The sequence below is a fragment of the Pseudomonas cerasi genome, from assembly GCF_900074915.1.
GTDB lineage: Bacteria > Pseudomonadota > Gammaproteobacteria > Pseudomonadales > Pseudomonadaceae > Aquipseudomonas > Aquipseudomonas cerasi.
On sequence record NZ_LT222319.1, the window covers coordinates 4,327,274 to 4,350,155 of the forward strand.

Annotated in this window: 22 protein-coding genes; 13 read left to right on the top strand and 9 right to left on the bottom strand. The window is 57.6% G+C overall.

All coding sequences use genetic code 11. The features are described 5' to 3' along the window. Positions 1-193 precede the first annotated feature (193 nt). Together PCPL58_RS21575 and pdeM are read left to right on the top strand one after the other, a co-directional pair. Positions 194-2,686 (top strand): ligase-associated DNA damage response DEXH box helicase, encoded by a 2,493-nt coding sequence (locus PCPL58_RS21575; RefSeq protein WP_065350410.1) that lies wholly within the window; start codon positions 194-196, stop codon positions 2,684-2,686. Then, on the top strand, positions 2,683-3,339 hold the full coding sequence (gene pdeM, locus PCPL58_RS21580) for a ligase-associated DNA damage response endonuclease PdeM (protein WP_065350411.1): 657 nt from the start codon (positions 2,683-2,685) through the stop codon (positions 3,337-3,339). Before PCPL58_RS21575 ends, pdeM begins: the two co-directional genes overlap by 4 nt. Positions 3,340-3,404: 65 nt before the next feature. Here the strand turns inward: pdeM and PCPL58_RS21585 are convergent, their stop codons facing one another. Further along, positions 3,405-3,623, bottom strand: a complete 219-nt coding sequence (locus PCPL58_RS21585) for a hypothetical protein (RefSeq protein WP_003363577.1) — start codon at positions 3,621-3,623, stop codon at positions 3,405-3,407. A gap of 113 nt (positions 3,624-3,736) precedes the next feature. After that, on the bottom strand, positions 3,737-4,303 hold the full coding sequence (gene dcd / locus PCPL58_RS21590; RefSeq protein WP_002554836.1) for a dCTP deaminase: 567 nt from the start codon (positions 4,301-4,303) through the stop codon (positions 3,737-3,739). Positions 4,304-4,622: 319 nt separating this feature from the next. On the opposite strand from dcd, the gene PCPL58_RS21595 reads away from it, so the two are divergent. Continuing rightward, on the top strand, positions 4,623-4,832 hold the full coding sequence (locus tag PCPL58_RS21595) for a cold-shock protein (RefSeq protein ID WP_002554837.1): 210 nt from the start codon (positions 4,623-4,625) through the stop codon (positions 4,830-4,832). A gap of 148 nt (positions 4,833-4,980) precedes the next feature. On the opposite strand, the gene apbC is transcribed toward PCPL58_RS21595, so the two are convergent. Next, entirely contained in the window at positions 4,981-6,075 is a 1,095-nt protein-coding gene (gene apbC, locus PCPL58_RS21600; protein ID WP_065350412.1) for an iron-sulfur cluster carrier protein ApbC, read from the bottom strand. A 185-nt stretch (positions 6,076-6,260) separates the two neighbouring features. Here apbC and metG point away from each other — a divergent pair, with 185 nt between their 5' ends. The 4 genes from metG (at position 6,261) to PCPL58_RS21620 (ending at position 10,240) form a co-directional block, all read left to right on the top strand. After that, the gene (gene metG / locus PCPL58_RS21605) at positions 6,261-8,309 is read left to right on the top strand and encodes a methionine--tRNA ligase (protein WP_058397256.1); all 2,049 of its coding nucleotides are present in this window, start codon (positions 6,261-6,263) and stop codon (positions 8,307-8,309) included. 131 nt (positions 8,310-8,440) lie between these two features. Continuing rightward, a complete protein-coding gene (gene rsxB / locus PCPL58_RS21610; protein WP_003431233.1) occupies positions 8,441-9,316 on the top strand; it encodes an electron transport complex subunit RsxB in 876 nt (291 codons plus the stop codon). Further along, positions 9,313-9,951 carry an endonuclease III gene (nth, locus tag PCPL58_RS21615; protein ID WP_003363585.1) on the top strand — a complete coding sequence of 213 codons (639 nt, stop codon included), beginning with the start codon at positions 9,313-9,315 and terminating at the stop codon, positions 9,949-9,951. Before rsxB ends, nth begins: the two co-directional genes overlap by 4 nt. 106 nt (positions 9,952-10,057) lie before the next feature. Continuing rightward, complete coding sequence (locus PCPL58_RS21620; RefSeq protein WP_003363588.1) at positions 10,058-10,240, top strand: PA3496 family putative envelope integrity protein; 183 nt, start codon at positions 10,058-10,060, stop codon at positions 10,238-10,240. Positions 10,241-10,395: 155 nt separating this feature from the next. Here PCPL58_RS21620 and PCPL58_RS21625 read toward each other — a convergent pair whose 3' ends face one another. Then, positions 10,396-11,022, bottom strand: a complete 627-nt coding sequence (locus PCPL58_RS21625; protein ID WP_002554843.1) for a response regulator transcription factor — start codon at positions 11,020-11,022, stop codon at positions 10,396-10,398. Positions 11,023-11,758: 736 nt separating this feature from the next. Between PCPL58_RS21625 and PCPL58_RS21630 the strand changes: the two genes are divergently transcribed. Continuing rightward, entirely contained in the window at positions 11,759-12,736 is a 978-nt protein-coding gene (locus tag PCPL58_RS21630; RefSeq protein ID WP_065348561.1) for an IS5 family transposase, read from the top strand. A gap of 760 nt (positions 12,737-13,496) precedes the next feature. Further along, a complete protein-coding gene (locus tag PCPL58_RS21635; protein ID WP_065351096.1) occupies positions 13,497-14,030 on the top strand; it encodes a hypothetical protein in 534 nt (177 codons plus the stop codon). A gap of 349 nt (positions 14,031-14,379) precedes the next feature. On the opposite strand, the gene PCPL58_RS21640 is transcribed toward PCPL58_RS21635, so the two are convergent. Together PCPL58_RS21640 and PCPL58_RS21645 are read right to left on the bottom strand one after the other, a co-directional pair. Beyond that, positions 14,380-15,597: an argininosuccinate synthase gene (locus PCPL58_RS21640; protein ID WP_003363593.1), complete on the bottom strand. Its 1,218-nt coding sequence runs from the start codon at positions 15,595-15,597 to the stop codon at positions 14,380-14,382. A 120-nt stretch (positions 15,598-15,717) separates the two neighbouring features. Next, a complete protein-coding gene (locus PCPL58_RS21645) occupies positions 15,718-16,620 on the bottom strand; it encodes a flagellar protein MotY (protein WP_003363596.1) in 903 nt (300 codons plus the stop codon). A 149-nt stretch (positions 16,621-16,769) separates the two neighbouring features. On the opposite strand from PCPL58_RS21645, the gene pyrC reads away from it, so the two are divergent. The 4 genes from pyrC to bfr all read left to right on the top strand — a co-directional run bounded on the left by pyrC (position 16,770) and on the right by bfr (position 19,585). Continuing rightward, a complete protein-coding gene (gene pyrC / locus PCPL58_RS21650; RefSeq protein ID WP_065350413.1) occupies positions 16,770-17,813 on the top strand; it encodes a dihydroorotase in 1,044 nt (347 codons plus the stop codon). Next, positions 17,810-18,487, top strand: a complete 678-nt coding sequence (gene rnt, locus PCPL58_RS21655) for a ribonuclease T (protein WP_003363600.1) — start codon at positions 17,810-17,812, stop codon at positions 18,485-18,487. The genes pyrC and rnt overlap by 4 nt, the downstream gene beginning before the upstream one ends. Before the next feature lie 208 nt (positions 18,488-18,695). After that, on the top strand, positions 18,696-18,914 hold the full coding sequence (locus tag PCPL58_RS21660; protein WP_003350768.1) for a bacterioferritin-associated ferredoxin: 219 nt from the start codon (positions 18,696-18,698) through the stop codon (positions 18,912-18,914). A 200-nt stretch (positions 18,915-19,114) separates the two neighbouring features. Beyond that, a complete protein-coding gene (bfr, locus tag PCPL58_RS21665; RefSeq protein ID WP_065350414.1) occupies positions 19,115-19,585 on the top strand; it encodes a bacterioferritin in 471 nt (156 codons plus the stop codon). A 126-nt stretch (positions 19,586-19,711) separates the two neighbouring features. On the opposite strand, the gene grxD is transcribed toward bfr, so the two are convergent. The 3 genes from grxD to PCPL58_RS21680 form a co-directional block, all read right to left on the bottom strand. Next, the gene (gene grxD / locus PCPL58_RS21670) at positions 19,712-20,038 is read right to left on the bottom strand and encodes a Grx4 family monothiol glutaredoxin (protein WP_002554852.1); all 327 of its coding nucleotides are present in this window, start codon (positions 20,036-20,038) and stop codon (positions 19,712-19,714) included. An 88-nt stretch (positions 20,039-20,126) separates the two neighbouring features. Continuing rightward, positions 20,127-22,235 carry a molybdopterin oxidoreductase family protein gene (locus PCPL58_RS21675; protein WP_065350415.1) on the bottom strand — a complete coding sequence of 703 codons (2,109 nt, stop codon included), beginning with the start codon at positions 22,233-22,235 and terminating at the stop codon, positions 20,127-20,129. Between the two features lie 132 nt (positions 22,236-22,367). After that, positions 22,368-22,661, bottom strand: coding sequence for a hypothetical protein (locus tag PCPL58_RS21680; protein ID WP_032609138.1), 294 nt, complete (start codon positions 22,659-22,661; stop codon positions 22,368-22,370). Between the last annotated feature and the right edge of the window lie 221 nt (positions 22,662-22,882).

A 22,882-nucleotide genomic window follows, 5' to 3' on the forward strand; every position in this document is an offset into this window, starting at 1 on the left:
CACGCTCCAGCGTGGGAATGCATTTCACTGCGCTGCGCGTCATAAACAGGACGCAGAGCGTCCAGAACGGCATGTCGACGCGGAGCATCGGCACGATGGGTAATCCAGGAACGATCAGCCACATAACCATTTAAAACTATTACCCTTTCTCTGCTGTCTCTGACTTAACGCCACTCAGAGCACACTCAAACGGATGAGCAGACCCACCGATTTCGCTCGACGATGGTTTCTCGCCCGGGGCTGGAAGCCCTTTGCGTTTCAGAAGGAAGTTTGGGCAGCGGTAAAAAACGGCGAGTCCGGATTGCTGCATGCCAGCACCGGCTCGGGTAAGACCTACGCCGTGTGGTTCGCTGCGCTCAACCGCTTCGCCAAAGCCAATACGCTCACCGCTGACAACAAACCCCGCAAACGCAAACCGCCCGCTGAACCGCTGAGTGTCCTGTGGATTACGCCCATGCGCGCCTTGGCCGCCGATACCGCCAGAGCCCTTGAGGCCCCGTTGGCTGAACTGGATATCCCGTGGTCGGTCGGCTTGCGCACCGGCGATACCAGCGGCAGCGAACGGGCCCGGCAGAGCCGGCGGCTGCCCTCTGCCCTGATCACCACCCCTGAAAGCCTGACGCTGCTGCTGACCCGTGCCGACGCTCAGGTCGCCCTGTCGACACTGAAGATGGTGGTGGTGGACGAATGGCACGAGTTGATCGGCAACAAGCGCGGCGTGCAGTTGCAACTGGCCCTGGCGCGCCTGAGGCGCTGGAATCCGCAACTGATCGTGTGGGGCATTTCCGCGACGCTGGGCAATCAGCAACACGCGCAGCAGGTGCTGATCGGCGACTGCGGCGTGACCGTGCAAGGCAAGATCGTCAAGGACTTACAGGTCGATACGCTGCTGCCGCCGTCCATCGAACGCTTCCCGTGGGCCGGGCATATGGGCTTGCGCATGTTGCCGCAGGTCGTCGCCGAGGTGGAGAGCAGCGCGAGCTGTCTGGTGTTCACCAACACTCGGGCACAATCGGAAATCTGGTATCAGGCGCTACTGGAAGCCCGCCCCGACTGGGCCGGGTTGATTGCCCTGCATCACGGGTCGCTGGCGCGAGAGGTCCGAGACTGGGTCGAGCGCGCGTTGAAAGAAGGCGCACTCAAGGCTGTGGTGTGCACCTCCAGTCTGGACCTGGGCGTGGACTTTCTACCGGTGGAGCGCGTGTTGCAAATCGGCTCACCCAAAGGTGTCGCGCGCCTGATGCAGCGCGCCGGGCGCTCAGGCCACGCGCCGGGTCGCCCCTCGCGCGTGACGCTGGTGCCGACCCACAGCCTGGAGCTGGTCGAAGCCGCTGCCGCTCACGACGCCGTCGAAGCACGGATGATCGAGCCCCGCGAATCACCGCTCCAGCCGTTGGACGTGCTGGTCCAACACCTGGTCAGCATCGCTCTGGGCGGTGGTTTCCTGCCTGATGAGCTGCTCGCCGAGGTACGCAGCGCCTGGGCTTACCGGGACCTCAGCGACGAGCAATGGCAATGGGCGCTGGCGTTTGTCCGCAACGGCGGCCACTCACTGACCGCCTACCCTGATTATCGCCGTGCCGAACCTGACGAGGACGGCGTCTGGCGCGTCCCCGATGCGCGTCTCGCCAGACGTCACCGCATGAGCGTGGGGACCATCGTCAGTGAGGCCACCGTCAACCTGAAATACTGGAAAAAAGGTGGCGGCGGTGGCTCGCTGGGCAGCGTCGAAGAAGGCTTCATCGCCAGACTCAAACCCGGTGACGGCTTTCTGTTCGGCGGACGCTTGCTGGAGCTGGTTCGAGTGGAAAACATGACGGCCTACGTCAAGCGTGCGACCGGCGAGAAAGCCGCCGTGCCACGCTGGAATGGCGGTCGAATGCCGCTGTCCAGCGAACTGGCGGATGCCGTGGTGGAGAAGTTCGACGCCGCTGCACGAGGCGAATTCAACAGCCCGGAAATGTGTGCCATCAAACCCCTGCTGGAAGTACAGCAGCAGTGGTCAGGGCTGCCACGACGCGACACATTGCTGGCCGAAACACTCAAATCCCGCGAAGGCTGGCACCTGTTCCTCTACCCGTTCGCCGGCCGACACGTGCACCTGGGACTGGGCAGCCTGCTGGCCTGGCGCCTGAGCCGGCATCGGCCGCTGACCTTTTCCATTGCCGTCAACGACTACGGGCTGGAGTTGCTCAGTGCCAGCGAGATCGACTGGGCGCAAGCGTTGCAGGCTGACCTGTTCAGCGAAACGGATCTGTTAGCCGATATTATCGCCAGCCTGAACGCTGGCGAGCTGGCCCTGCGGCGCTTTCGGGAAATCGCGCGTATATCCGGCCTGGTGTTTTCCGGCTACCCTGGCGCGGCCAAGAGCAATCGTCAGCTTCAGGCATCCAGCGGACTGTTCTTCGAGGTGTTCAAGCAGTACGACGCGGACAACATGCTGCTGACCCAGGCCGAACAGGAAGTCCTGCGTCAAGAACTGGACCTGCAACGTCTGGAACTGACGTTGCGCCAGATCAACAGCCGCACGCTGGACCTGCACGCAATAAAGCGCGCGACCCCGCTGGCCTTTCCATTGCTGGTCGAACGCTTTCGCGAAAGCCTCAGTTCGGAGAAACTTGCCGACCGCATCGCGCGAATGGTCCGCGACCTGGAGAAAGCCGCCGGCCCGGAGACTGAACAATGAACCCGTATCTGGCTGTCACGCTGGCAGGAGAAGAGCTGTGGTTGCTGGCCGACAAGGCCATCTACTACCCCGCCGAACGATCCTTGCTGATTGCCGATGCGCACTTTGGCAAGGCGGCCGCCTATCGCAAGCTCGGCCAGCCGGTGCCGCACGGCACTACACAGGAGAATCTGCGCCGCCTGGACAGCCTTTTGAAGGCCTATCCCTGCGATCATCTGATCTTTCTGGGCGATTTCCTGCACGCGCCGGAATCTCACGCGGTTGGCACGCTGGCGGCGCTGGAACAATGGCGGGCAGAACGCTCGACGCTGCGCATCACACTCATCCGCGGCAACCATGACAAACGGGCTGGCGATCCACCCGCTTATCTGGGCATCGATGTGGTCCCCGAGCCCTTGTCACTCGGGCCATTTGCACTGCAGCACGAGCCCGATCCGCACCCTGACCTGCACGTACTGGCCGGGCACGTTCATCCGGTGTATCGGCTACACGGGCGCGGCCGGCAAAGCTTGCGGCTGGCGTGTTTTTACCTGGGCCGGCAAGTCAGTCTGCTGCCAGCCTTCGGCGAATTCACCGGTGGTTTTCAGATTCGTCCCGCGCAGGACAGCACGGTCTATGTGACCGGCGGTGATGCGGTGTGGCGAGTGGCATAACGTAGCCGGTCGCCCTATAAAAAACTGCCCACTGCTCGCGAGAGCAGCAGGCAGTCTTGTGATAATCAGGCCACAGGTGCAGGTGGCGGCTCGTCCGGAACAGTAGGCCCGCCTGGCTCGGTAGGCTGAAACGGAGTGTCGGGGCCTGGATCGCCCGGGATCCCGCCACCGACCATGTTCAGCTCCGGGCTGAGATCGGAATGAGCCATCAATGACCAAGCGAGCAGCCCGATCTCGTTAAGCGGAGATTGAACCTGTTCAGAGATTTTGAAAGTAGTCTTCATAGGGCACTCCAGATCAAAGGCCTTCGCACGTAATGAATGATGCGAAAGCATGTGAGCAGATAGAGTGCGGAATAGAGTATTAATTCAATTCCACTAGTCACCTGAAGCGCAAATCAGGTGCGTGGCAGGGTGACGCCACGCTGGCCCTGGTACTTGCCACCCCGATCCTTGTAGGACACTTCACACTCCTCATCGGACTCCAGGAACAGCATCTGCGCCACGCCTTCGTTGGCGTAGATCTTGGCCGGCAGTGTCGTGGTGTTGGAAAACTCCAGCGTTACATGGCCTTCCCACTCTGGCTCGAGCGGCGTGACATTGACGATGATGCCGCAGCGCGCGTAGGTGCTCTTGCCCAGGCAGATCGTCAGAACGTTACGCGGAATACGGAAATATTCCACCGTGCGCGCCAGCGCAAACGAGTTGGGAGGGATGATGCACACGTCGCTCTTGATATCGACGAAGCTTTTTTCATCGAAGTTTTTCGGATCGACCGTGGCCGAATTGATGTTGGTGAACACCTTGAATTCGTCGGCGCAACGCACGTCGTAGCCGTAACTGGACACCCCGAAAGAGATCACCCGATCGGCGCCTTCGCCACGTACCTGGCGCTCTACGAAGGGCTCGATCATCCCATGTTCCTGCGCCATGCGGCGAATCCACTTGTCCGATTTGATGCTCATGGCGGTGTCCTGAATAGCGAGGTGAAAAAGATATCCGGCATCTTACCGGGCTGAGGCCGACGGTTCAAAGGCAACAGATCGCGAGTTTGCGTGACTGGCCGGGCTGTTTCGCTGTGAATGGAAATAATCATCAACAGACCATTGGCACGTTCGGAAAAAAGGGTTAAGGTGGCGTCACTGTGTTGCTTGTGTCACTGAGAATCTCTACACGATGTTGAATTTCGATCCAACCATCTCCATGAATTTTCCAGCTCTTTGCACTCAGTCTCGGCCAGGGCTCTTCCTACGCCGCAGTTAACTTTGTCCAAGGAGATATACTATGTCCAATCGCCAAACTGGTACCGTTAAGTGGTTCAACGATGAAAAAGGCTTCGGCTTCATCACTCCACAATCCGGTGACGACCTGTTCGTGCACTTCAAAGCTATCCAATCCGACGGCTTCAAAAGCCTGAAAGAAGGCCAACAGGTTTCTTTCATCGCTACCCGCGGTCAGAAAGGCATGCAAGCTGAAGAAGTTCAAGTTATCTAACTTGTACTGATTCGCTTAAAAACCCCGCCCTTAAAAGCGGGGTTTTTTATTGCCCGTCTTTTGACCTCTCGCCGGCTGAGCACCTGCTGTACAGCTGACCGGGACGAGAGAAGCAAAGCACCTCCCCCGCCCGATCATCGCTATCCAATCAGTCTTCGCTTACCGAAATGGTCGGCATGGCTGGACTTGCAGCTTCCTGCAACACGATCCGTGCGCCGACATGACGTGCCAGCTCCTGATACACCATCGCAATCTGACTCTCCGGCTCGGCAATCGCCGTAGGCTTGCCGCCATCTGCCTGCTCGCGAATCAGCATCGACAGCGGCAGTGACGCCAGCAGCTCGACATCGTACTGCGTCGCCAGCTTCTCGCCGCCACCCTCACCGAACAGATGCTCGGCATGGCCGCAGTTGGAGCAGATGTGCACCGCCATGTTTTCCACAACGCCCAGTACCGGAATGTTGACCTTGCGGAACATCTCGACACCCTTTTTCGCATCCAGCAGGGCCAGATCCTGTGGCGTGGTAACAATCACGGCACCCGCCACCGGGACTTTCTGCGCGAGCGTCAACTGGATATCACCAGTGCCGGGCGGCATGTCGATAACCAGATAATCCAGATCATTCCAGGCAGTCTGCGTGACCAGTTGCAGCAACGCCCCCGACACCATCGGTCCGCGCCAGACCATCGGCGTGTTGTCGTCGGTCAGAAAGGCCATCGACATCACCTCGATGCCATGCGCCTCGACCGGCACGAACCACTTCTGGTCCTTGATCTTCGGCCGCGTGCCTTCGGGAATACCGAACATCACCCCTTGGCTAGGCCCATAGATATCGGCATCGAGAATGCCGACACGTGCGCCCTCGCGAGACAGTGCCAAGGCCAGGTTGGCGGCGGTCGTGGACTTGCCGACACCGCCCTTGCCGGACGCGACGGCAACAATGTTTTTCACATTGGCAAGCCCCGGGATCTGGCTCTGGGCCTTGTGCGCGCCGATCACGCTGCTGATGGCGACCGTGGCCGAACTGACGCCTTCAAGGTTCTCGATGGCAGTTTTCAATACTTGCGCCCAGCCGTTCCTGAACAGGTCGGCGGCATAGCCCAATTCGAGTTGCACGCTGACCTGTGCCCCCTGAATATCGATGGACCGGACGCAACCGGCAGTGACCGGATCCTGATTCATATAGGGGTCGGTGTACTGGCGAAGAATCGTCTCCACCGCTGCGCGATTGACTGCGCTCATGGGCTTACTCCGTAAAAAGACTGACTGAAACAGCCGACTATCGTACCTGTTCTGCCAACAGCCCACATGATTTCACTGAACCGCGGCCCACCTTTCAGGAGCATTCCCACAACCGCACGGGTGAAAAAAATCGTTCAGACCTTTATAGTGGCCGGTCTCCGTTTCACTTCAAGTAGCCGAGCCCCATGTCCGAGCCACGCAAGATTCTCGTTACCAGCGCCCTGCCCTATGCCAATGGTTCCATCCACCTTGGCCACATGCTCGAGTACATCCAGACCGACATGTGGGTGCGTTTTCAGAAGCACCGCGGCAATCAATGCATTTATGTCTGCGCGGACGACGCCCATGGCTCGGCGATCATGCTGCGCGCCGAAAAGGAAGGCATCACGCCAGAGCAACTGATCGCCAACGTCAAGGCCGAACACAGCGCCGACTTTGCCGACTTCCTGGTGGATTTCGATAACTTCCACTCGACGCACTCGGACGAGAACCGCGAGCTGTCGAGCATGATCTACAAGCGGCTGCGCGATGCGGGTCATATCGCGACGCGCTCGGTTACCCAGTACTTCGACCCGGAAAAGAAAATGTTCCTGGCCGACCGTTTCATCAAGGGCACCTGCCCGAAATGTGCGGCCGAAGACCAGTACGGCGACAACTGTGAAAAGTGCGGCGCCACCTACGCCCCGACGGACCTGAAAGACCCCAAGTCGGCGATTTCCGGTGCCACGCCGGTGCTCAAGGACTCGAAGCACTTCTTCTTCGACCTGCCTGCGTTCGACGCCATGCTCAAGAGCTGGACACGCAGCGGCACCCTGCAGGACGCCGTTGCCAACAAGATCGCCGAATGGCTGGACAGTGGCCTGCAGCAGTGGGACATCTCCCGCGATGCGCCCTATTTCGGCTTTGAAATTCCCGACGAGCCAGGTAAATACTTCTACGTGTGGCTCGATGCGCCGATCGGTTACATGGCCAGCTTCAAGAACCTGTGCGCGCGTCGTCCGGACCTGGACTTCGATGCGTACTGGGGAAAGGGCGCGACCACTGAGCTCTATCACTTCATCGGCAAGGACATCGTCAATTTCCACGCGCTGTTCTGGCCAGCCATGCTGGAAGGTGCGGCCTTGCGCACGCCGACCGGCATCAACGTACACGGCTACCTGACCGTCAATGGTCAGAAGATGTCGAAATCGCGCGGCACCTTTATCAAGGCACGCACCTACCTCGACCACCTGCCGCCCGAGTACCTGCGCTATTACTACGCGTCGAAGCTGGGCCGTGGCGTCGACGACCTCGACCTGAACCTCGAAGACTTCGTGCAAAAGGTCAACTCCGACCTGATCGGCAAGGTCGTCAACATTGCCAGCCGTTGCGCCGGGTTCATTCACAAGGGCAACGCCGGCGTGATGGTCGAAGCCAATGCGGCGCCCGAACTGACCGACGCGTTTCTGGCGGCTGCACCCAGCATTGCCGACGCTTACGAAGCCCGCGACTTCGCCCGCGCCATGCGCGAGACCATGGCCCTGGCGGACCGTGCCAATGCCTACATCGCGGAAAAAGCGCCATGGGCGCTGGCCAAGCAGGAAGGCAAACAGGATGAAGTCCAGGCTGTATGCGCGCTGGGCATCAACCTGTTCCGCCAGCTGGTGATTTTCCTCAAGCCGGTGCTGCCGAATCTGGCCGCCGATGCGGAAAAATTCCTCAATGTCGAACCACTGACCTGGGCAGACCATAAGACCTTGCTGGCCAATCATCAGCTCAACCCGTTCTCGGCACTGATGACCCGTATCGACCCGGTCAAGGTCGAGGCCATGGCCACTGCCTCCAAGGAAGATCTGACCGCTACCGACTCGTCGGCGGACACCGCACCTGCCGGTAATGGCGAACTCACCAAAGACCCACTGTCGGCGGAAATCGACTTTGACGCTTTTGCCGCCATCGATCTGCGTGTTGCACTGATTCTCAAGGCCGAACACGTGGAGGGTGCCGACAAGTTGCTGCGCCTGACCCTGGACATCGGCGACGAGCAGCGCAATGTCTTTTCCGGCATCAAGAGCGCCTACCCGAACCCGTCCGAACTCGAAGGCCGTCTGACCATGATGATCGCCAACCTCAAGCCGCGAAAAATGCGCTTCGGCATTTCGCAGGGCATGGTGATGGCGGCAGGCCCCGGCGGTGAGGAGATCTATCTGCTCAGCCCCGACAGTGGCGCCAAGCCAGGCCAGCGCATCAAGTAAAAAACGACGCAGGGCCCGGTATCCTGCCATCAGGCGGATACCGGGCCTTTACGCATTCGCAAGCTCCCTGATCTGTCCGATAATGCTGCTCTCTCGATAGACAGAACACCTGTTGGTCACCTGGCAAGACCATGACTGAATTGATTCGCCTGCTTCCCGACGTGGACCTGATCCGCAGTATCGACGCCCTTCTGCCGCAGACTCAGTGCGGCAAGTGCGGCCATCCCGGCTGCAAGCCCTACGCCGAAGGCATCGCTGGCGGTGAAGCCATCAACAAATGCCCACCGGGCGGCGATGAAACGATAGTCCAGCTGGCCGAACTGCTGTCTGTTCCGGTCCTGACACTGGATATGCAACGCGGCACTGCACCTGCGCAGGTTGCCTTCATTCGCGAAGCAGAGTGCATCGGTTGTACCAAATGCATTCAGGCCTGCCCCGTGGATGCCATTCTTGGCGCATCCAAGCTGATGCACACCGTGATTATCGACGAATGCACAGGTTGTGACCTGTGCGTTGCGCCGTGCCCGGTGGATTGCATTGAAATGCATCCGCTGCCACTGGCCACGGTCACGCCCATCGTGGGTGGTCTGGCCCCTACCGCCGAGCTGCAGGAGGCGCGGCAGCGCAAGCGTAGCCATGCCCGGATGCGTTTCGAAGCACGAAATGCGCGCCTGCACCGTGAACAGCAAAAGCGGCTGGCAGAGCGCCTTGCGCGGTCACAGCGCATTGAATCCGCTCGTAGTGTGCTGCCTCAATCCGCCGTCGCTCTCGCCCGCAACGACAAGCCTGCAGGACCGGATGAAGCGGTGAAAAAAGCCCGAATTGCGCTGGCCATGAGCCGCGCGCAGCTCAACAAGTCACTCAAGGCGTTTGGTCACCCTCCCATTGCGGAGCAGGCTGCCAGGCTTGTGGAATTGCAGCGCGAATACGAAGCTGCCGAGCAAACACTTGCAGCACTTCTGCCACCCCCCGCACAGGCTGATTCCGAGGAAAAGCTCCGCTCATGAATGCCGCAAAACGCCAGGAAATCTTTCGCAGGCTGCATGAGGACAATCCGGACCCGAAAACCGAATTGGCCTACACCACGCCTTTTGAACTGTTGATAGCCGTCATCCTTTCCGCCCAGGCCACCGACGTAAGCGTCAACAAGGCGACTGCCAGGCTATACCCGGTCGCCAATACACCACAGGCCATCTACGAACTGGGTGTAGAGGGGCTTTCCGAGTACATCAAGACAATCGGCCTCTACAACAGCAAAGCCAAAAACGTGATTGAAACCTGCCGCATGCTGGTGGAGCTGCACAACGGCGAGGTACCGCAAACCCGAGAAGCACTCGAGGCGCTGCCGGGCGTCGGGCGCAAAACCGCTAACGTGGTGCTCAACACCGCTTTCCGCCAGATCGCGATGGCGGTAGACACGCATATCTTTCGCGTCAGCAACCGCACAGGCATCGCGCCAGGGAAAAATGTGGTGGAAGTGGAAAGGCAACTGATGAAATTTGTGCCGAAAAACTACCTGCTCGACGCCCATCACTGGTTGATTCTGCACGGGCGCTACGTTTGCCAGGCCCGTAAACCGCGGTGCGGCAGTTGCCGTATAGAGGATCTATGCGATTACAAGGCAAAAACGTCCGACGATTGAGCCAGACAGCTCATTGCTGCCTTGTCGATTGAAAAAATCTTTTTTACCCACCTGTGGATTGTCGATATAAGAAGCGCCAGAGAGCCCAAGCCCTGGAGTCGACTTCATGAGCACTGATAACGAACAACTGGACGTAGACGACGACCTTGTCTCCGTCGACACGGACGACACAGAACCAGTGACTGTCGAGCCGGCGAAGACCAACCTGAGCAAACGACGCACCATCGACAACCTGCTTGAAGAACGGCGTTTGCAGAAGCAGTTGGCTGATTACGACTTCGATTTCTAGACAGCCCTGAAACCTCGCACTGACTTGCTCGATCAAGGCATTTGAAGCCTCTCGCAGAAGAGGCTTCAATACGTGATCACTACGAAAGATGAAGGCTCGATAGCCGACCTGCACAACCGGGCATCAGCCACAGCTCCTTTTAGACAATTCCTTACTCAGACAAGCCCGTTACGCTGCGCAAGCTCGATCAGATCGACCAGCGAATGCGCGTTGAGTTTGAGCAATAAACGCGTTTTGTAGGTACTGACGGTCTTGTTGCTCAAAAACATGCCATCTGCAATTTCCTTGTTGGTCTTGCCTCGGGCCAACTGCTGCAAAACCATCATCTCCCTGCCGGAAAGCCGGTCGACCATATCCGACTCACTCGCGTTGCCCATACTGGAGCGAACAGTGTGCAACGCCTGGTTGGGAAAGTAGCTGTACCCTGACAGTACCGCCTTGATGGCACTGAGAAGCTCGGTCAGATCCTGCTGCTTGCAGACATAGCCGGCGGCCCCGGCCTGCATGCAGCGCATGGAGAAGTGGCCCGGCGCCTGGGAGGTGAGGATCAGAACCTTGAATGGCAACGTCATGGCTGACAGACGGGCGATTACCTCCAGCCCGTCGAGCTTGGGGATACCGATATCGAGAATGACGATATCCGGGAGGTGCTCACGCGCCAGTTGCAGCGCATCCACACCGTTGTCAGTCTCCGCGATGACCTCATAGCCATGACGCTCCATCAGCATGCGTACAGCAAGGCGAATGACGGGATGATCATCCACGATCAGCACTTTATTCATGGGCAGTCCATTTTTCGCTATTCGAATTTTCAGAGCCAGCACAATAACTTAGTCGTTTACTGCTTTGCATGGCGCTCACCCTTGTGGACTGACAGCCAAAGACCATTCCTACAATTACAGCAGAAACTTCCTACAATACTTGGCAGGAACGTACATTTTTTATTAATTCTCACAAAGCCTTCCTTTTCGGAACCTGGTGAATTTTGTTGCTGATCACTGCAGCACAAGCATCGCAGCATCAGTAGATAAATGCGTACAGCAGACGATCGCCGAACTCTTACATTCAAAATGCGGCCCTGTTGCACCTGTTAACAGTATCGCCAGAGCATTCCTGCATCAGCGTCACAAATCGACCCGATACATGGCTTATCGCCAGCAATTTAAAACCAATTCCCTTTAGCTGAATCATTTAAAAACAGGTCGTTCCCTGCGTTCCCGATTGAGCACATCTGCTGTTAAAGCCTATTCCTAACGATCTGCGGCGTGGAAGGCGACATCTGCCCATAACGCCCCCTTAGCAGGGTGACTGAAAAGTTTCTGCATGCGGATGCCCTAGCCTGCACACCTATGATCGAAGACCACTGGACACACCCCACACACTAAATACGTAAATAAGGTTTAAAAATTACACATTATTTACAAAATTTCGTACAAATATTTATTTAAGGAAACTCTGAAAAAGACTTCCAAATCTGGTGAAATACGCCAGTCCCAAGCACTGAACGGTTGAGTCCCGATGAAGCAGATGTCCTTCGCTGACGCCGAATACGCTGGCAAACGCAAACAAACCCGCCGTGAACGCTTCCTGATCGAGATGGATCAGGTCGTGCCCTGGAATGGCTTGGTCAAACTGATCGAGCCACACTATCCAAAGGGCGAAGGTGGTCGCCCTGCCTATCCGTTGATGGCGATGTTGCGGGTTCATCTGATGCAAAACTGGTTCGGCTACAGCGATCCGGCCATGGAAGAATCGCTCTACGAAACCACAATTCTGCGACAGTTTGCAGGACTGCACCTGGATCGGATTCCGGACGAAACCACGATCCTCAATTTCCGCCGACTGCTGGAGAAACATGAGCTGGCCGGTGGGATTTTGCAGGTCATCAATGGCTATTTGGGCGACCGTGGTTTGTTGCTGCGCCAGGGCACCGTGGTCGATGCAACGATCATCCATGCGGCGAGTTCGACCAAGAACGAGGACGGAAAACGTGACCCTGAAATGCACCAGACGAAGAAAGGAAATCAATATTTCTTCGGGATGAAAGCGCACATCGGTGTCGATGCCGAATCCGGTTTGGTGCATAGCGTGGTGGGCACGGCGGCGAATGTAGCTGACGTAACTCAGGTCGACCAGTTACTGCACGGAGAAGAAACTTACGTCTCTGGCGACGCGGGCTACACCGGTGTCGAAAAGCGTCCCGAGCATCAAAATCGCCAAATGATATGGTCGATTGCAGCGCGGCCCAGCAGTTATAAAAAGCATGCAAAGGAAAGTCTGATCGGGCGCATGCGTCGCAAAATCGAATACGCGAAAGCTCAACTGCGCGCCAAGGTTGAGCATCCGTTTCGAGTGATCAAACGCCAGTTTGGTTATACGAAAGTACGCTTCCGAGGCCTGCTGAAAAACACTGCGCAGCAGACCACGCTATTTGCTCTGTCCAATCTGTGGATGATGCGAAAACGACTGCTGAATACAGGAGAGGTGCGCCTGTAATGTGGACAATTGACGCTAAAAAGCGCTTGTCCGAAGAAAAAAGAGGAGTTGGGCGAGGCAAAGGTCTGATTTTCGATTGAAACGACGTTTTTTGAAACTTTGAAGCAACGGGAGGGTTAAAAAGTCTGCCTACTTCAGACCTTCCTTAAGGAGAATCCTCACAAAACAGCAAGAAAAATCCTACAAACAAACACATGGCATCAACGTGCCATACCTCTATGAACTGCTCATTGACATGCCTCTACTCAACAAGCTCCATTCTCTTACTGTCGCAAAATCTTACGTACACCCTAGCATAACCCTACATCATTCAAGACCATAAGTAGCTCTTTCGACACGTAGCAAATGCCATTTTTCATTTCAAAGCCAAACGTATTCTTTCGAATAGGAAACGGACTACACGATTAGCAGACGCGACATAACAACTCGTAAGACATTATAAAAACCGCTCGATCAATTCTTATAACTTGCCATTTTTCCCTTGCAAAATTTATTACCAGTCGTTACTTTTTTAACAGCAACTTTATTACTTACTGCCCTTGAACACGCGCCACTATAAGAAACCCTGTTGCTGCGCACTGTACTTGCGCACGTGCCTATGCGATGTGTTTAAGCAGGCTCCATGTATCGCGCGGTCGGATTAATTCCGGCACTGGGTATATCACCAATCCGGCATCGCTGCCTTCTGAAAACTCTCGGGGCGCCTGGCAACTCTTTTGAATGGGCCCTGTGTATAACCATGTTCAAAAAGGGATGTACCATGAACACTAAATACGCTCGTACGCGGCCACCCACCTCCACCCCCACCGCCTCTGATCTCATCACCGCAGTGGAAGCCTTTGTTGCCAGCGGTGGCGTCATAGCCGTCATACCCGAAGGAGAGGCCGCAGGATTAGCCGCCCCCTCATCCACTCGTACACAACCTGCCGTAGAACACGGACTTGAACACGCGGGCAAAGTGCAGCAACTGAAATACCTGGCGGCCAAGGGTGCCGGTTTTACCGCGTTACAGTATTCATTGCGAATGAGTAAAAGGGATGTGCGCCGCCTGGCGACAGAAAATGGCGTGACCGTTAACCTCAGCCAGCCCTTGCTTACCCCCCGCAGGGAGGCCCTTGATGACGTTACGGACATCGATGACGTCGTTGCAGGTCACGCCATGCATTACTCGGCATTGGGCTACACCGCGTCCGAGATTGCCGGGATACTCGATCTGAGCCTTCGCCAGGTACTCGGCATCGGCAAGGCGTACCGGTTTGAGTTCAGCCAGCGACGGGAGAGCGACTGGCGCTGAATAACGAGGCAAAAAAGAGACAGCGTGCGATACCTTTCAGGGAGCCGATGGAAAACTCTGTTATCCCCTGCCCTGAACGTCTACAACTGTTGTAGGAAAACACTAAAACAAATAAGCACTTTTTCGACGCTAACGGTAAGAAGATATTCAACGACTGAATACCCGTGACACATGATATTTCTGCAGTCGGCTACACGCTGCTATCTTGCATAGTATATGTACCCTGTATATCAACCACCGGTTTCACTGGCTAAACGTCTTTTTACATGACGTCCGGAAGGAATGCCCCTTTCGATAGTATTTGAAGTGCAGCCCTGTACGGGCTGCACGTGTCGAACAACTTGCGGTATCAGAACAGCTTGCGGCCCTTGTTGGCTGCAATCCGCATGCGCAGTGCGTTGAGCTTGATGAAGCCCGCTGCATCGGCCTGATCGTAGGCGCCTGCGTCATCTTCAAACGTGGCAATGTTGGCGTCGAACAGCGAATCATCCGACTTGCGACCGGTGACGATCACATTGCCCTTGTACAATTTCAGACGCACAACGCCGTTCACGTGAACCTGAGACGCGTCGATCATCTGCTGCAGCATCAGACGCTCAGGGCTCCACCAGTAGCCTGTGTAGATCAGGCTGGCGTATTTGGCCATGAGCTCGTCCTTGAGGTGGGCGACTTCGCGGTCCAGGGTAATGGATTCGATGGCGCGGTGAGCACGCAGCATGATGGTGCCACCAGGCGTCTCGTAGCAGCCACGGGACTTCATGCCCACATAACGGTTTTCAACGATATCCAGACGGCCGATACCGTTTTCGCCACCGATGCGGTTCAGGGTCGCCAGCACAGTGGCCGGGGTCATTTCGACGCCATCCAGCGCAACGATGTCACCATTGCGATAGGTCAGCTCAAGGTAGGTCGCAACGTTTGGCGCGTCCTCAGGGGACTTGGTCCAGCGCCACATGTCTTCTTCGTGCTCGGTCCAGGTGTCTTCCAGCACGCCGCCTTCATAAGAAATGTGCAGCAGGTTGGCATCCATGGAGTACGGGGATTTCTTCTTGCCGTGACGCTCGATGGGAATGTTGTGCTTCTCGGCGTAGTCCATCAGTTTTTCACGCGACAGCAGATCCCATTCGCGCCATGGAGCAATGACCTTCACGCCTGGCTTGAGCGCGTAGGCACCCAGCTCGAAACGCACCTGATCGTTACCCTTGCCGGTCGCGCCGTGGGAAATGGCGTCAGCGCCGGTTTCGTTGGCGATCTCGATCAGACGCTTGGCGATCAACGGACGGGCGATGGAGGTACCCAGCAGGTACTCGCCTTCATAGACGGTGTTGGCACGGAACATCGGGAAGACGAAATCACGCACGAACTCTTCGCGCAGGTCATCGATGTAGATTTCTTTCACGCCCATGGCCTGCGCCTTGGCGCGTGCCGGCTCGACTTCTTCACCCTGACCCAGGTCAGCGGTAAAGGTCACCACTTCGCAGTTGTACGTATCTTGCAGCCACTTGAGGATTACCGAAGTATCCAGGCCACCGGAATACGCGAGAACTACCTTGTTTACGTCCGCCATGCCATCACTCCACCGGGTTGTACGGAAAACCGCTGATTCTACCGTTCAAACCAGCAAATTTACAGGGGCGCGACAGCTTGTGACGACAAGGCGACGTCTGGCAGGAGCCTTTTACAGGTCTTAAGAAGTGTGTGCTGCGCTGGCAGACGCAACCGGCACCGGGCGCTCATCGGGCGCGACGCGCTCAAGGTGCACGTTCACCCGACGGTTGCGCGCACGATTGGCTTCATTGGTGTTGGGCGCCAGCGGGTAGCGCTCGCCATGAAAGCGCAGGGTGATTTGCTGCTCGGGTATGCCTTGAGCCTTGAAATAATCCATGACCGCCAGCGCGCGACGGCGGGACAGGTCACGGTTGGTGAGGCGATTGCCACTGTTATCCGAATGGCCGTCCAGTTCGATACGATTCACGGTCGGGTCGGCCTTCAAATAAGCCACCATGTTGTCCAGACGTGCTTTGGCACGCGCATCCAGCTCGATACCGCCGCCCGGGAAACCCACTTCGGCCTGTTTGATCTGATCGAAGTTCATCGGCAACAGCTTGGCAGTGCATGCCTGGTAATCGCTGAATGCCTTGCTGAACTTGACCGGCAGCAGACGCACTTCCATCTGGCCGCCGTCTCGCGTGTAGTGGCGAATGAGCGGACTGCGACCGTCCATCAGACCGCTGATCAGACGTCCGGCCTGGGCTTGGGAGGTATTGAAGGGAATGTCGCCATTGCTGACGCGCACCGATCCCAGGTTGATATCGCCGCGACCCGGTTGCCACGGTGCCGCAGCGGCCAGCAATGTCGCGGAGCCGTTACCGAGCATGTTGTACGAAGCCTTGAGGCGAAACGTCGCCTGCTCGCCCGCGCGGCGCACGAACTCACCGGCACCGAAGTCGGTGATCGGTTGAGTCAGACGGCACTCGAACTGATCGCCTTCGACCTTCCACTCGATGCTCTCCAGACGCGTCTGGAAACTGATAGCCATCGCCGGGAGGCTGGCAAACAGGCTGAGCAGGGCTAAATATCGCTGGCGCACGGGAGGCTCCACTGGAAATGAACGCGAAACAGAAAATTACCGACTGACAAGGGAGCTATCGGTAACTTCATGCAAAACTTGATAGCGGATGCCTGAGAGAGTCTTTTCCGGTAGCATTCCCAGCGAGTTTGACCCGCCTGGAATCCCCAATGTCTGACCGCCTGACCCTCCTGCGTCCCGACGACTGGCATATTCACCTCCGTGACGGAGCTGTCTTGCCTCATACCGTTGCTGACGTAGCGCGAACTTTTGGCCGCGCAATCATCATGCCCAACCTCGTGCCTCCGGTGCGCAATGCGCAGCAAGCCGATGCCTATCGCCAGCGCATTCTGGCTGCACGCCCGGCCAGCAGCCGCTTCGAGCCGTTGATGGTGCTGTACCTCACCGACCAGACCACGCCCGACGACATCCGCACCGCCAAGGCCAGTGGTTTCGTGTATGCGGCCAAGCTGTATCCGGCTGGCGCGACCACCAACTCCGATTCCGGTGTCACCGGCATCGACAAGATCTTTCCTGCTCTCGAAGCCATGGCCGAAGTCGGCATGCTGTTGCTGGTGCACGGGGAAGTGACACGTGGCGAAATCGACGTGTTCGATCGCGAGAAGGTCTTCATCGATGAGCACCTGCGTCGTGTAGTCGAGCGCTTCCCGACCCTCAAAGTGGTGTTCGAACACATCACCACCGGTGAAGCGGTGCAGTTCGTCAATGAGGCTTCAGCCAATGTCGCGGCGACCATCACCGCGCATCACCTGCTGTACAACCGCAACCACATGCTGGTCGGCGGGATTCGTCCGCACTTTTATTGCCTGCCGATCCTCAAGCGCAATACGCATCAGACGGCCTTGCTCGACGCGGCCACCAGCGGCAGCGGCAAGTTCTTCCTGGGCACCGACTCGGCGCCGCATGCCCAGCATGCCAAGGAAAACGCCTGCGGTTGCGCCGGGTGCTACACCGCCTACGCAGCCATCGAGTTGTATGCCGAAGCTTTCGAGCAGCGTAACGCTCTGGACAAGCTGGAAGGCTTCGCCAGCCTCCACGGTCCGGCGTTCTACGGCTTGCCCGCCAATCAGGACACCATCACGCTGGTGCGTGACGAGTGGACCGCCCCTGCCAGCCTGCCGTTTGGCGAGTTGACTGTTATCCCGCTGCGCGCTGGTGAAAAGCTGCGCTGGCGTCTGGAGGAACACGCGTGAGTGAAGATCATTTTGACGACGAACACGAAGGCCACGGCGGTGGCGGCGGTTCCCGTCACCCGATGGCGGCGCGCTTTCGCGGCTACCTGCCCGTGGTCGTCGACGTAGAAACCGGCGGTTTCAATTCAGCCACCGATGCCTTGCTGGAAATCGCTGCGGTGACGATCGGCATGGATGAAAAAGGCTTCGTGTTCCCGGAACACACCTATTTCTTCCGCGTAGAACCGTTCGAGGGTGCCAACATCGAAGCGGCGGCGCTGGAATTCACCGGCATCAAGCTCGATCACCCGCTGCGCATGGCCGTCAGCGAAGAAACCGCGATGAACGACATCTTCCGCGGCGTGCGCAAGGCCCTCAAGGCCAATGGCTGTAAACGTGCGGTGCTGGTAGGCCACAACGCCAGCTTCGACCTCGGCTTCGTCAATGCCGCCGTCGCGCGGATGGACATGAAGCGCAACCCGTTTCACCCGTTCTCCAGCTTCGACACCGCCACCCTCGCCGGCCTGGCCTATGGTCAGACTGTGCTGGCAAAGGCCTGTCAGGCTGCCGGCATCGACTTCGACGGACGCGAGGCGCACTCGGCCCGTTACGACACCGAGAAGACCGCCGAGCTGTTCTGCGGCATCGTCAATCGCTGGAAAGAAATGGGCGGCTGGGAAGATTTTGACGACTGAGGTCGTCACGTCTGTGAATGGACCGGCCTTGTGCCGGTTTTTTCATGTCCGGAACTCGACCATCCCGAGGCCGACCGGTAATGCGATTCCTGCGAAAACAACCGCTCATCGCTCGACCTGAATACAACCCAAAACAGTTTTGACAAGCATTCTCATTAACATTAAGCTCCTCGGCACCAAGCAATAAACCAGCGACGGTCCATAGCTTATGTATGTTTGCCTCTGCCAAGGTGTCACCGACGGTCAAATCCGAGATGCAATTCTGGAAGGCTGCTGCAGTTATCGTGAAGTCCGTGAAACACTGGGCGTTGCGAGTAAATGTGGAAAATGCGCCTGCCTGGCAAAGGAAGTGGTGCGTGATACGCTGACCGAGCTGCAAACCAGCCATGCCTTGCTGGCCTATCCAGCAAAATTTTCAGCTGCTTGAATCCCCTCTTTTAAAGAACCGGACACCGCGTCCGGTTTTTTTATGCCTGTAATTCAAGCGCTTAGCGTCAAGATGCGGAACTCAAACATTCTTATTCCTATTTAATTTCACTTATTATTCAACAACTTAGGTTTGACAGGCGTTTAAGCTCAGCTCACACTCGGCACTTATATACACAAGCCACCGGCAGGACCTCGAACATGAAAGGCGACATTACCGTCATCCAGCATCTCAACAAGATCCTCGGGAACGAGCTGGTCGCTATCAATCAGTATTTCCTGCATGCGCGCATGTACGAAGACTGGGGTCTGAAAAAGCTGGGTGGCCACGAATATAAAGAGTCCATCCATGCGATGAAGTACGCTGACAAGCTGATCAAGCGCACGCTGCTTCTGGAAGGGCTGCCAAACCTGCAGGACCTGGGCAAGATCCTCATCGGTGAGCACACCAAGGAAATGTTGGAGTGCGACCTGAAGATCGAGCAAAAAGGTCTGGCCGATCTGAAAGCCGCGATCGCTCACTTCGAGACCGTCGGTGACTTCGGCAGCCGTGAGCTGCTGGAAGACATCCTTGAGCCCAAGGAAGAGCAAATCGACTGGCTGGAGACTCAGCTGGGTCTGATCGTAAAAGTCGGTATCGAGAACTACCTGCAGTCGCAGATGGGTGACTGATTCCCCCATAGCGCCGCAATGAAAAAGCCCGCCTCAATCGAGAGCGGGCTTTTTCTTGTGCGTAAAACCAGGCTGGAGCGTACGAAGCGATAATCGCGACTATCGTGCGACGCTCTGCGCGAGGCTTTACTCGGCCTTGGCGGCGGATGCTTCCTTGACCAACGTCTGCAACGAACCGTCAGCCATCATCTCGGTGATGATGTCGCTACCACCGACCAGCTCACCGGCAACCCACAGTTGCGGGAAAGTCGGCCAGTTGGCGTACTTTGGCAGGTTGGCGCGGATTTCAGGGTTTTGCAGGATGTCGACGTAGGCAAACTTTTCGCCACACGCCATCAATGCCTGGGAAGCCTTGGCAGAAAAGCCGCATTGCGGAGCGTTCGGAGCGCCTTTCATGTAAAGCAGAATGGTGTTGTTGGCAATCTGCTCTTTGATCGTTTCGATGATATCCATGGAGCACCTCGGCTGAAATATCCGACTCAGTTGTCGGCACGGTGGCGCATTGTAACGAAATCCCGAGCATGACGCTCTGTCTTGAGGCTTAACACGCCACGACCTTCACCGGTACGCCGTTCAACGCCGCGTTGCAGGACAGCGCGTCGAGTTGCCGTTCGTCGGTCAGGTCATTGGCACTGACGCCAGGCAGGCTCTGTGCGATCGCCATCTTTACTCCCGCACGTGAATGCCCCCAACCGTGCGGCAGGCTGACCACCCCGGGCATCATGTCCAGACTGCCCAGCACCTGAACCTCGATCATCCCGACCCGGGAGCTGACGCGAACCTGCTGGCCGTCGCTCAGACCACGGCACGCGAGATCGTCAGGATGCATCAACAGCTGATGCCGGGGTTTGCCCTTCACCAGCCGATGGTAGTTGTGCATCCAGGAATTGTTACTGCGCACATGCCGGCGGCCAATCAGCAGCAACTCGCCGGTCTGGGGAGCAGGCTCGGCAGCAAAGCGCGCCAAGTCGGCCATGATCACCTCAGGCGCGGCCTGAATGCGCCCATTGGCGGTCTTCAAGCGCTCTGCAAGATTGGCCTTCAACGCCCCCAGATCAAGACCGTGCGGACGACTGTCCAGGGTTTCCAGTGACAGCTTATGGGGTGATGCATCGCCATAGAGACCTGCACGCAGCCCGCGATCGATCATCTGCGCAGGCGGCAACGTGGGTTTCAGCGCTCGCTCGGCCTTGGCAGCAAAGGCGCTGGCCAGCCCGACGAAGATTTCCCAGTCGTGCAGCGCACCTTCGGGCTTGTCGAAAATGGCCCGATTGAAGCGCGTGACGTTACGCACGGCCAAGGTGTTGAAGGTGGTGTCGTAGTGATCATTCTCCAGCGTCGAGGTGGACGGCAGAATCAAGTCGGCGTGGCGAGTGGTCTCGTTGATGTAAAGATCGATGCTGAGCATGAACTCAAGCCCTTCGAGCGCCTGCTCCAGCTGACGGCCGTTGGGCGTCGACAGAACCGGGTTACCCGCAACGGTCACCAGCGCGCGAACCTGCCCTTCCCCCTCCACGAGCATTTCCTCGGCCAGCGCCGAAACCGGCAACTCGCCGCCATACTCCGGCAGGCCGGACACCCTGCTTTGCCACAGATTGAAATGACCGCCGGATGTCGAGCTGACGAGGTCGACGGCCGGCTCTGTGCACAGCGCGCCACCCACGCGGTCCAGGTTGCCAGTCACCAGATTGATCAGTTGTGCCAGCCAATGGCACAGCGTGCCGAAGGTCTGAGTCGACACGCCCATTCGCCCATAACACACCGCCTTGTCAGCGGCCGCGAAATCCCGCGCCAGTTGCCGGATCTGCTCGGCAGCAATACCGCAGCGCCGGCTCATGGCCTCAGCAGTGAAGCCGGCAATGGCGTGGCGAACCTGCTCCAGGCCGTCGACGGGCAAATGGCTCTCGCGGGGCAGCCCCTCCTCGAACAGCGTATTGAGCAGCCCGAACAGCAACGCCGCATCACCGCCCGGACGTACGAACAGATGCTGGTCAGCGATGGCAGCCGTCTCACTGCGGCGCGGGTCAATGACCACCAGTTTGCCGCCGCGCTGCTGGATCGCTTTCAGGCGCTTTTCGACATCCGGAACCGTCATGATGCTGCCATTGGACGCCAGCGGATTACCGCCGAGAATCAGCATGAAGTCGGTGTGATCGATATCCGGAATCGGCAACAGCATGCCGTGGCCATACATCAGGAAACTGGTGAGGTGGTGCGGCAACTGATCGACCGACGTCGCCGAAAAACGATTGCGGGTCTTGAGCAGACCGAGAAAGTAATTGCTATGGGTCATCAACCCGTAGTTATGCACGCTGGGGTTGCCCTGATAGACCGCTACCGCGTTCTGCCCATGGCGCTGCTGAATGGCGTAAAGCCGCTCCGCGACCAGATCGAACGCCTGCTGCCAGGCAATTGGCTGCCACTGATCACCCGTGCGCAGCATCGGTTGTCGCAAGCGATCAGGGTCGTTCTGGATGTCCTGCAGCGCAACCGCCTTGGGGCAGATATGACCGCGGCTGAACGTGTCCAGCGGGTCGCCCTTGATCGAGGCAATGCGCGGCGCAGAATCCGCCTCCACGACGGTCTCGATCACAAGACCGCAAATGGCCTCGCACAGGTGGCAGGCTCGGTAGTGTTCAGTCCGGGTCATCACAGCCTCAGATCTTGTCATGGCAATCCGGTTGATTGCCGAACACTCACTATGCTGCCTTGCCATGCCCCGCGCCACTGATGTTCGGCCCGTGAATCGAGGGGCATCAGGCGCGCGGATGAGGTGGCCGAATCAACCGCCGATAGGCGTGACGACCTTGCGCTGTTGCTGCATTTCGGCCACGGTTTCGATCTGTTCCTGCGCCAGGTGGACGCCGGTCAGATCGCCGATCAGGCGCCAGTGCTCGTCGAGACCGGAGCTGATAGTGGCCATGCGATCAATCATGCGCCGCCCCGCCGTACGCGTGACTTCGTCCTCGCTGCGCAGCAGTTCGAAAGACATTGAGGTCATCGAGGCTGTCAGATGGGTAAGCGTGCGGGCGGTGAGCCCGAGCAACTCCGTTAATTGATGCTCTTTTGAGTCCATTCCCCCACCCCTCGATCAGTAATGTATCGGCAACGATTTATAACCCACGTCCGGGATTAAAGAAACGGTCCTTGTTTCAAGCCCGTGAAGCGCATCCCATTAGGCAACGCCCGCGCAAACATGGACTGTTACAGGATTGGTACTAATTGCCAAGCGCTATTTGAGCAGTGTACAAATGCTGCCTTCTGAAAAAGTGCAGATGGCTGCCAACCTTCTCAGCG

Excerpts from the sequence above, each read along its gene's own strand:
- PCPL58_RS21575 (WP_065350410.1), top strand. The coding sequence starts at position 194 with ATGAGCAGACCCACCGATTTCGCTCGACGATGGTTTCTCGCCCGGGGC.
- pdeM (WP_065350411.1), top strand. The coding sequence starts at position 2,683 with ATGAACCCGTATCTGGCTGTCACGCTGGCAGGAGAAGAGCTGTGGTTG.
- PCPL58_RS21585 (WP_003363577.1), bottom strand. The coding sequence starts at position 3,623 with ATGAAGACTACTTTCAAAATCTCTGAACAGGTTCAATCTCCGCTTAAC.
- dcd (WP_002554836.1), bottom strand. The coding sequence starts at position 4,303 with ATGAGCATCAAATCGGACAAGTGGATTCGCCGCATGGCGCAGGAACAT.
- PCPL58_RS21595 (WP_002554837.1), top strand. The coding sequence starts at position 4,623 with ATGTCCAATCGCCAAACTGGTACCGTTAAGTGGTTCAACGATGAAAAA.
- apbC (WP_065350412.1), bottom strand. The coding sequence starts at position 6,075 with ATGAGCGCAGTCAATCGCGCAGCGGTGGAGACGATTCTTCGCCAGTAC.
- metG (WP_058397256.1), top strand. The coding sequence starts at position 6,261 with ATGTCCGAGCCACGCAAGATTCTCGTTACCAGCGCCCTGCCCTATGCC.
- rsxB (WP_003431233.1), top strand. The coding sequence starts at position 8,441 with ATGACTGAATTGATTCGCCTGCTTCCCGACGTGGACCTGATCCGCAGT.
- nth (WP_003363585.1), top strand. The coding sequence starts at position 9,313 with ATGAATGCCGCAAAACGCCAGGAAATCTTTCGCAGGCTGCATGAGGAC.
- PCPL58_RS21620 (WP_003363588.1), top strand. The coding sequence starts at position 10,058 with ATGAGCACTGATAACGAACAACTGGACGTAGACGACGACCTTGTCTCC.
- PCPL58_RS21625 (WP_002554843.1), bottom strand. The coding sequence starts at position 11,022 with ATGAATAAAGTGCTGATCGTGGATGATCATCCCGTCATTCGCCTTGCT.
- PCPL58_RS21630 (WP_065348561.1), top strand. The coding sequence starts at position 11,759 with ATGAAGCAGATGTCCTTCGCTGACGCCGAATACGCTGGCAAACGCAAA.
- PCPL58_RS21635 (WP_065351096.1), top strand. The coding sequence starts at position 13,497 with ATGAACACTAAATACGCTCGTACGCGGCCACCCACCTCCACCCCCACC.
- PCPL58_RS21640 (WP_003363593.1), bottom strand. The coding sequence starts at position 15,597 with ATGGCGGACGTAAACAAGGTAGTTCTCGCGTATTCCGGTGGCCTGGAT.
- pyrC (WP_065350413.1), top strand. The coding sequence starts at position 16,770 with ATGTCTGACCGCCTGACCCTCCTGCGTCCCGACGACTGGCATATTCAC.
- PCPL58_RS21660 (WP_003350768.1), top strand. The coding sequence starts at position 18,696 with ATGTATGTTTGCCTCTGCCAAGGTGTCACCGACGGTCAAATCCGAGAT.
- bfr (WP_065350414.1), top strand. The coding sequence starts at position 19,115 with ATGAAAGGCGACATTACCGTCATCCAGCATCTCAACAAGATCCTCGGG.
- grxD (WP_002554852.1), bottom strand. The coding sequence starts at position 20,038 with ATGGATATCATCGAAACGATCAAAGAGCAGATTGCCAACAACACCATT.
- PCPL58_RS21675 (WP_065350415.1), bottom strand. The coding sequence starts at position 22,235 with ATGACCCGGACTGAACACTACCGAGCCTGCCACCTGTGCGAGGCCATT.
- PCPL58_RS21680 (WP_032609138.1), bottom strand. The coding sequence starts at position 22,661 with ATGGACTCAAAAGAGCATCAATTAACGGAGTTGCTCGGGCTCACCGCC.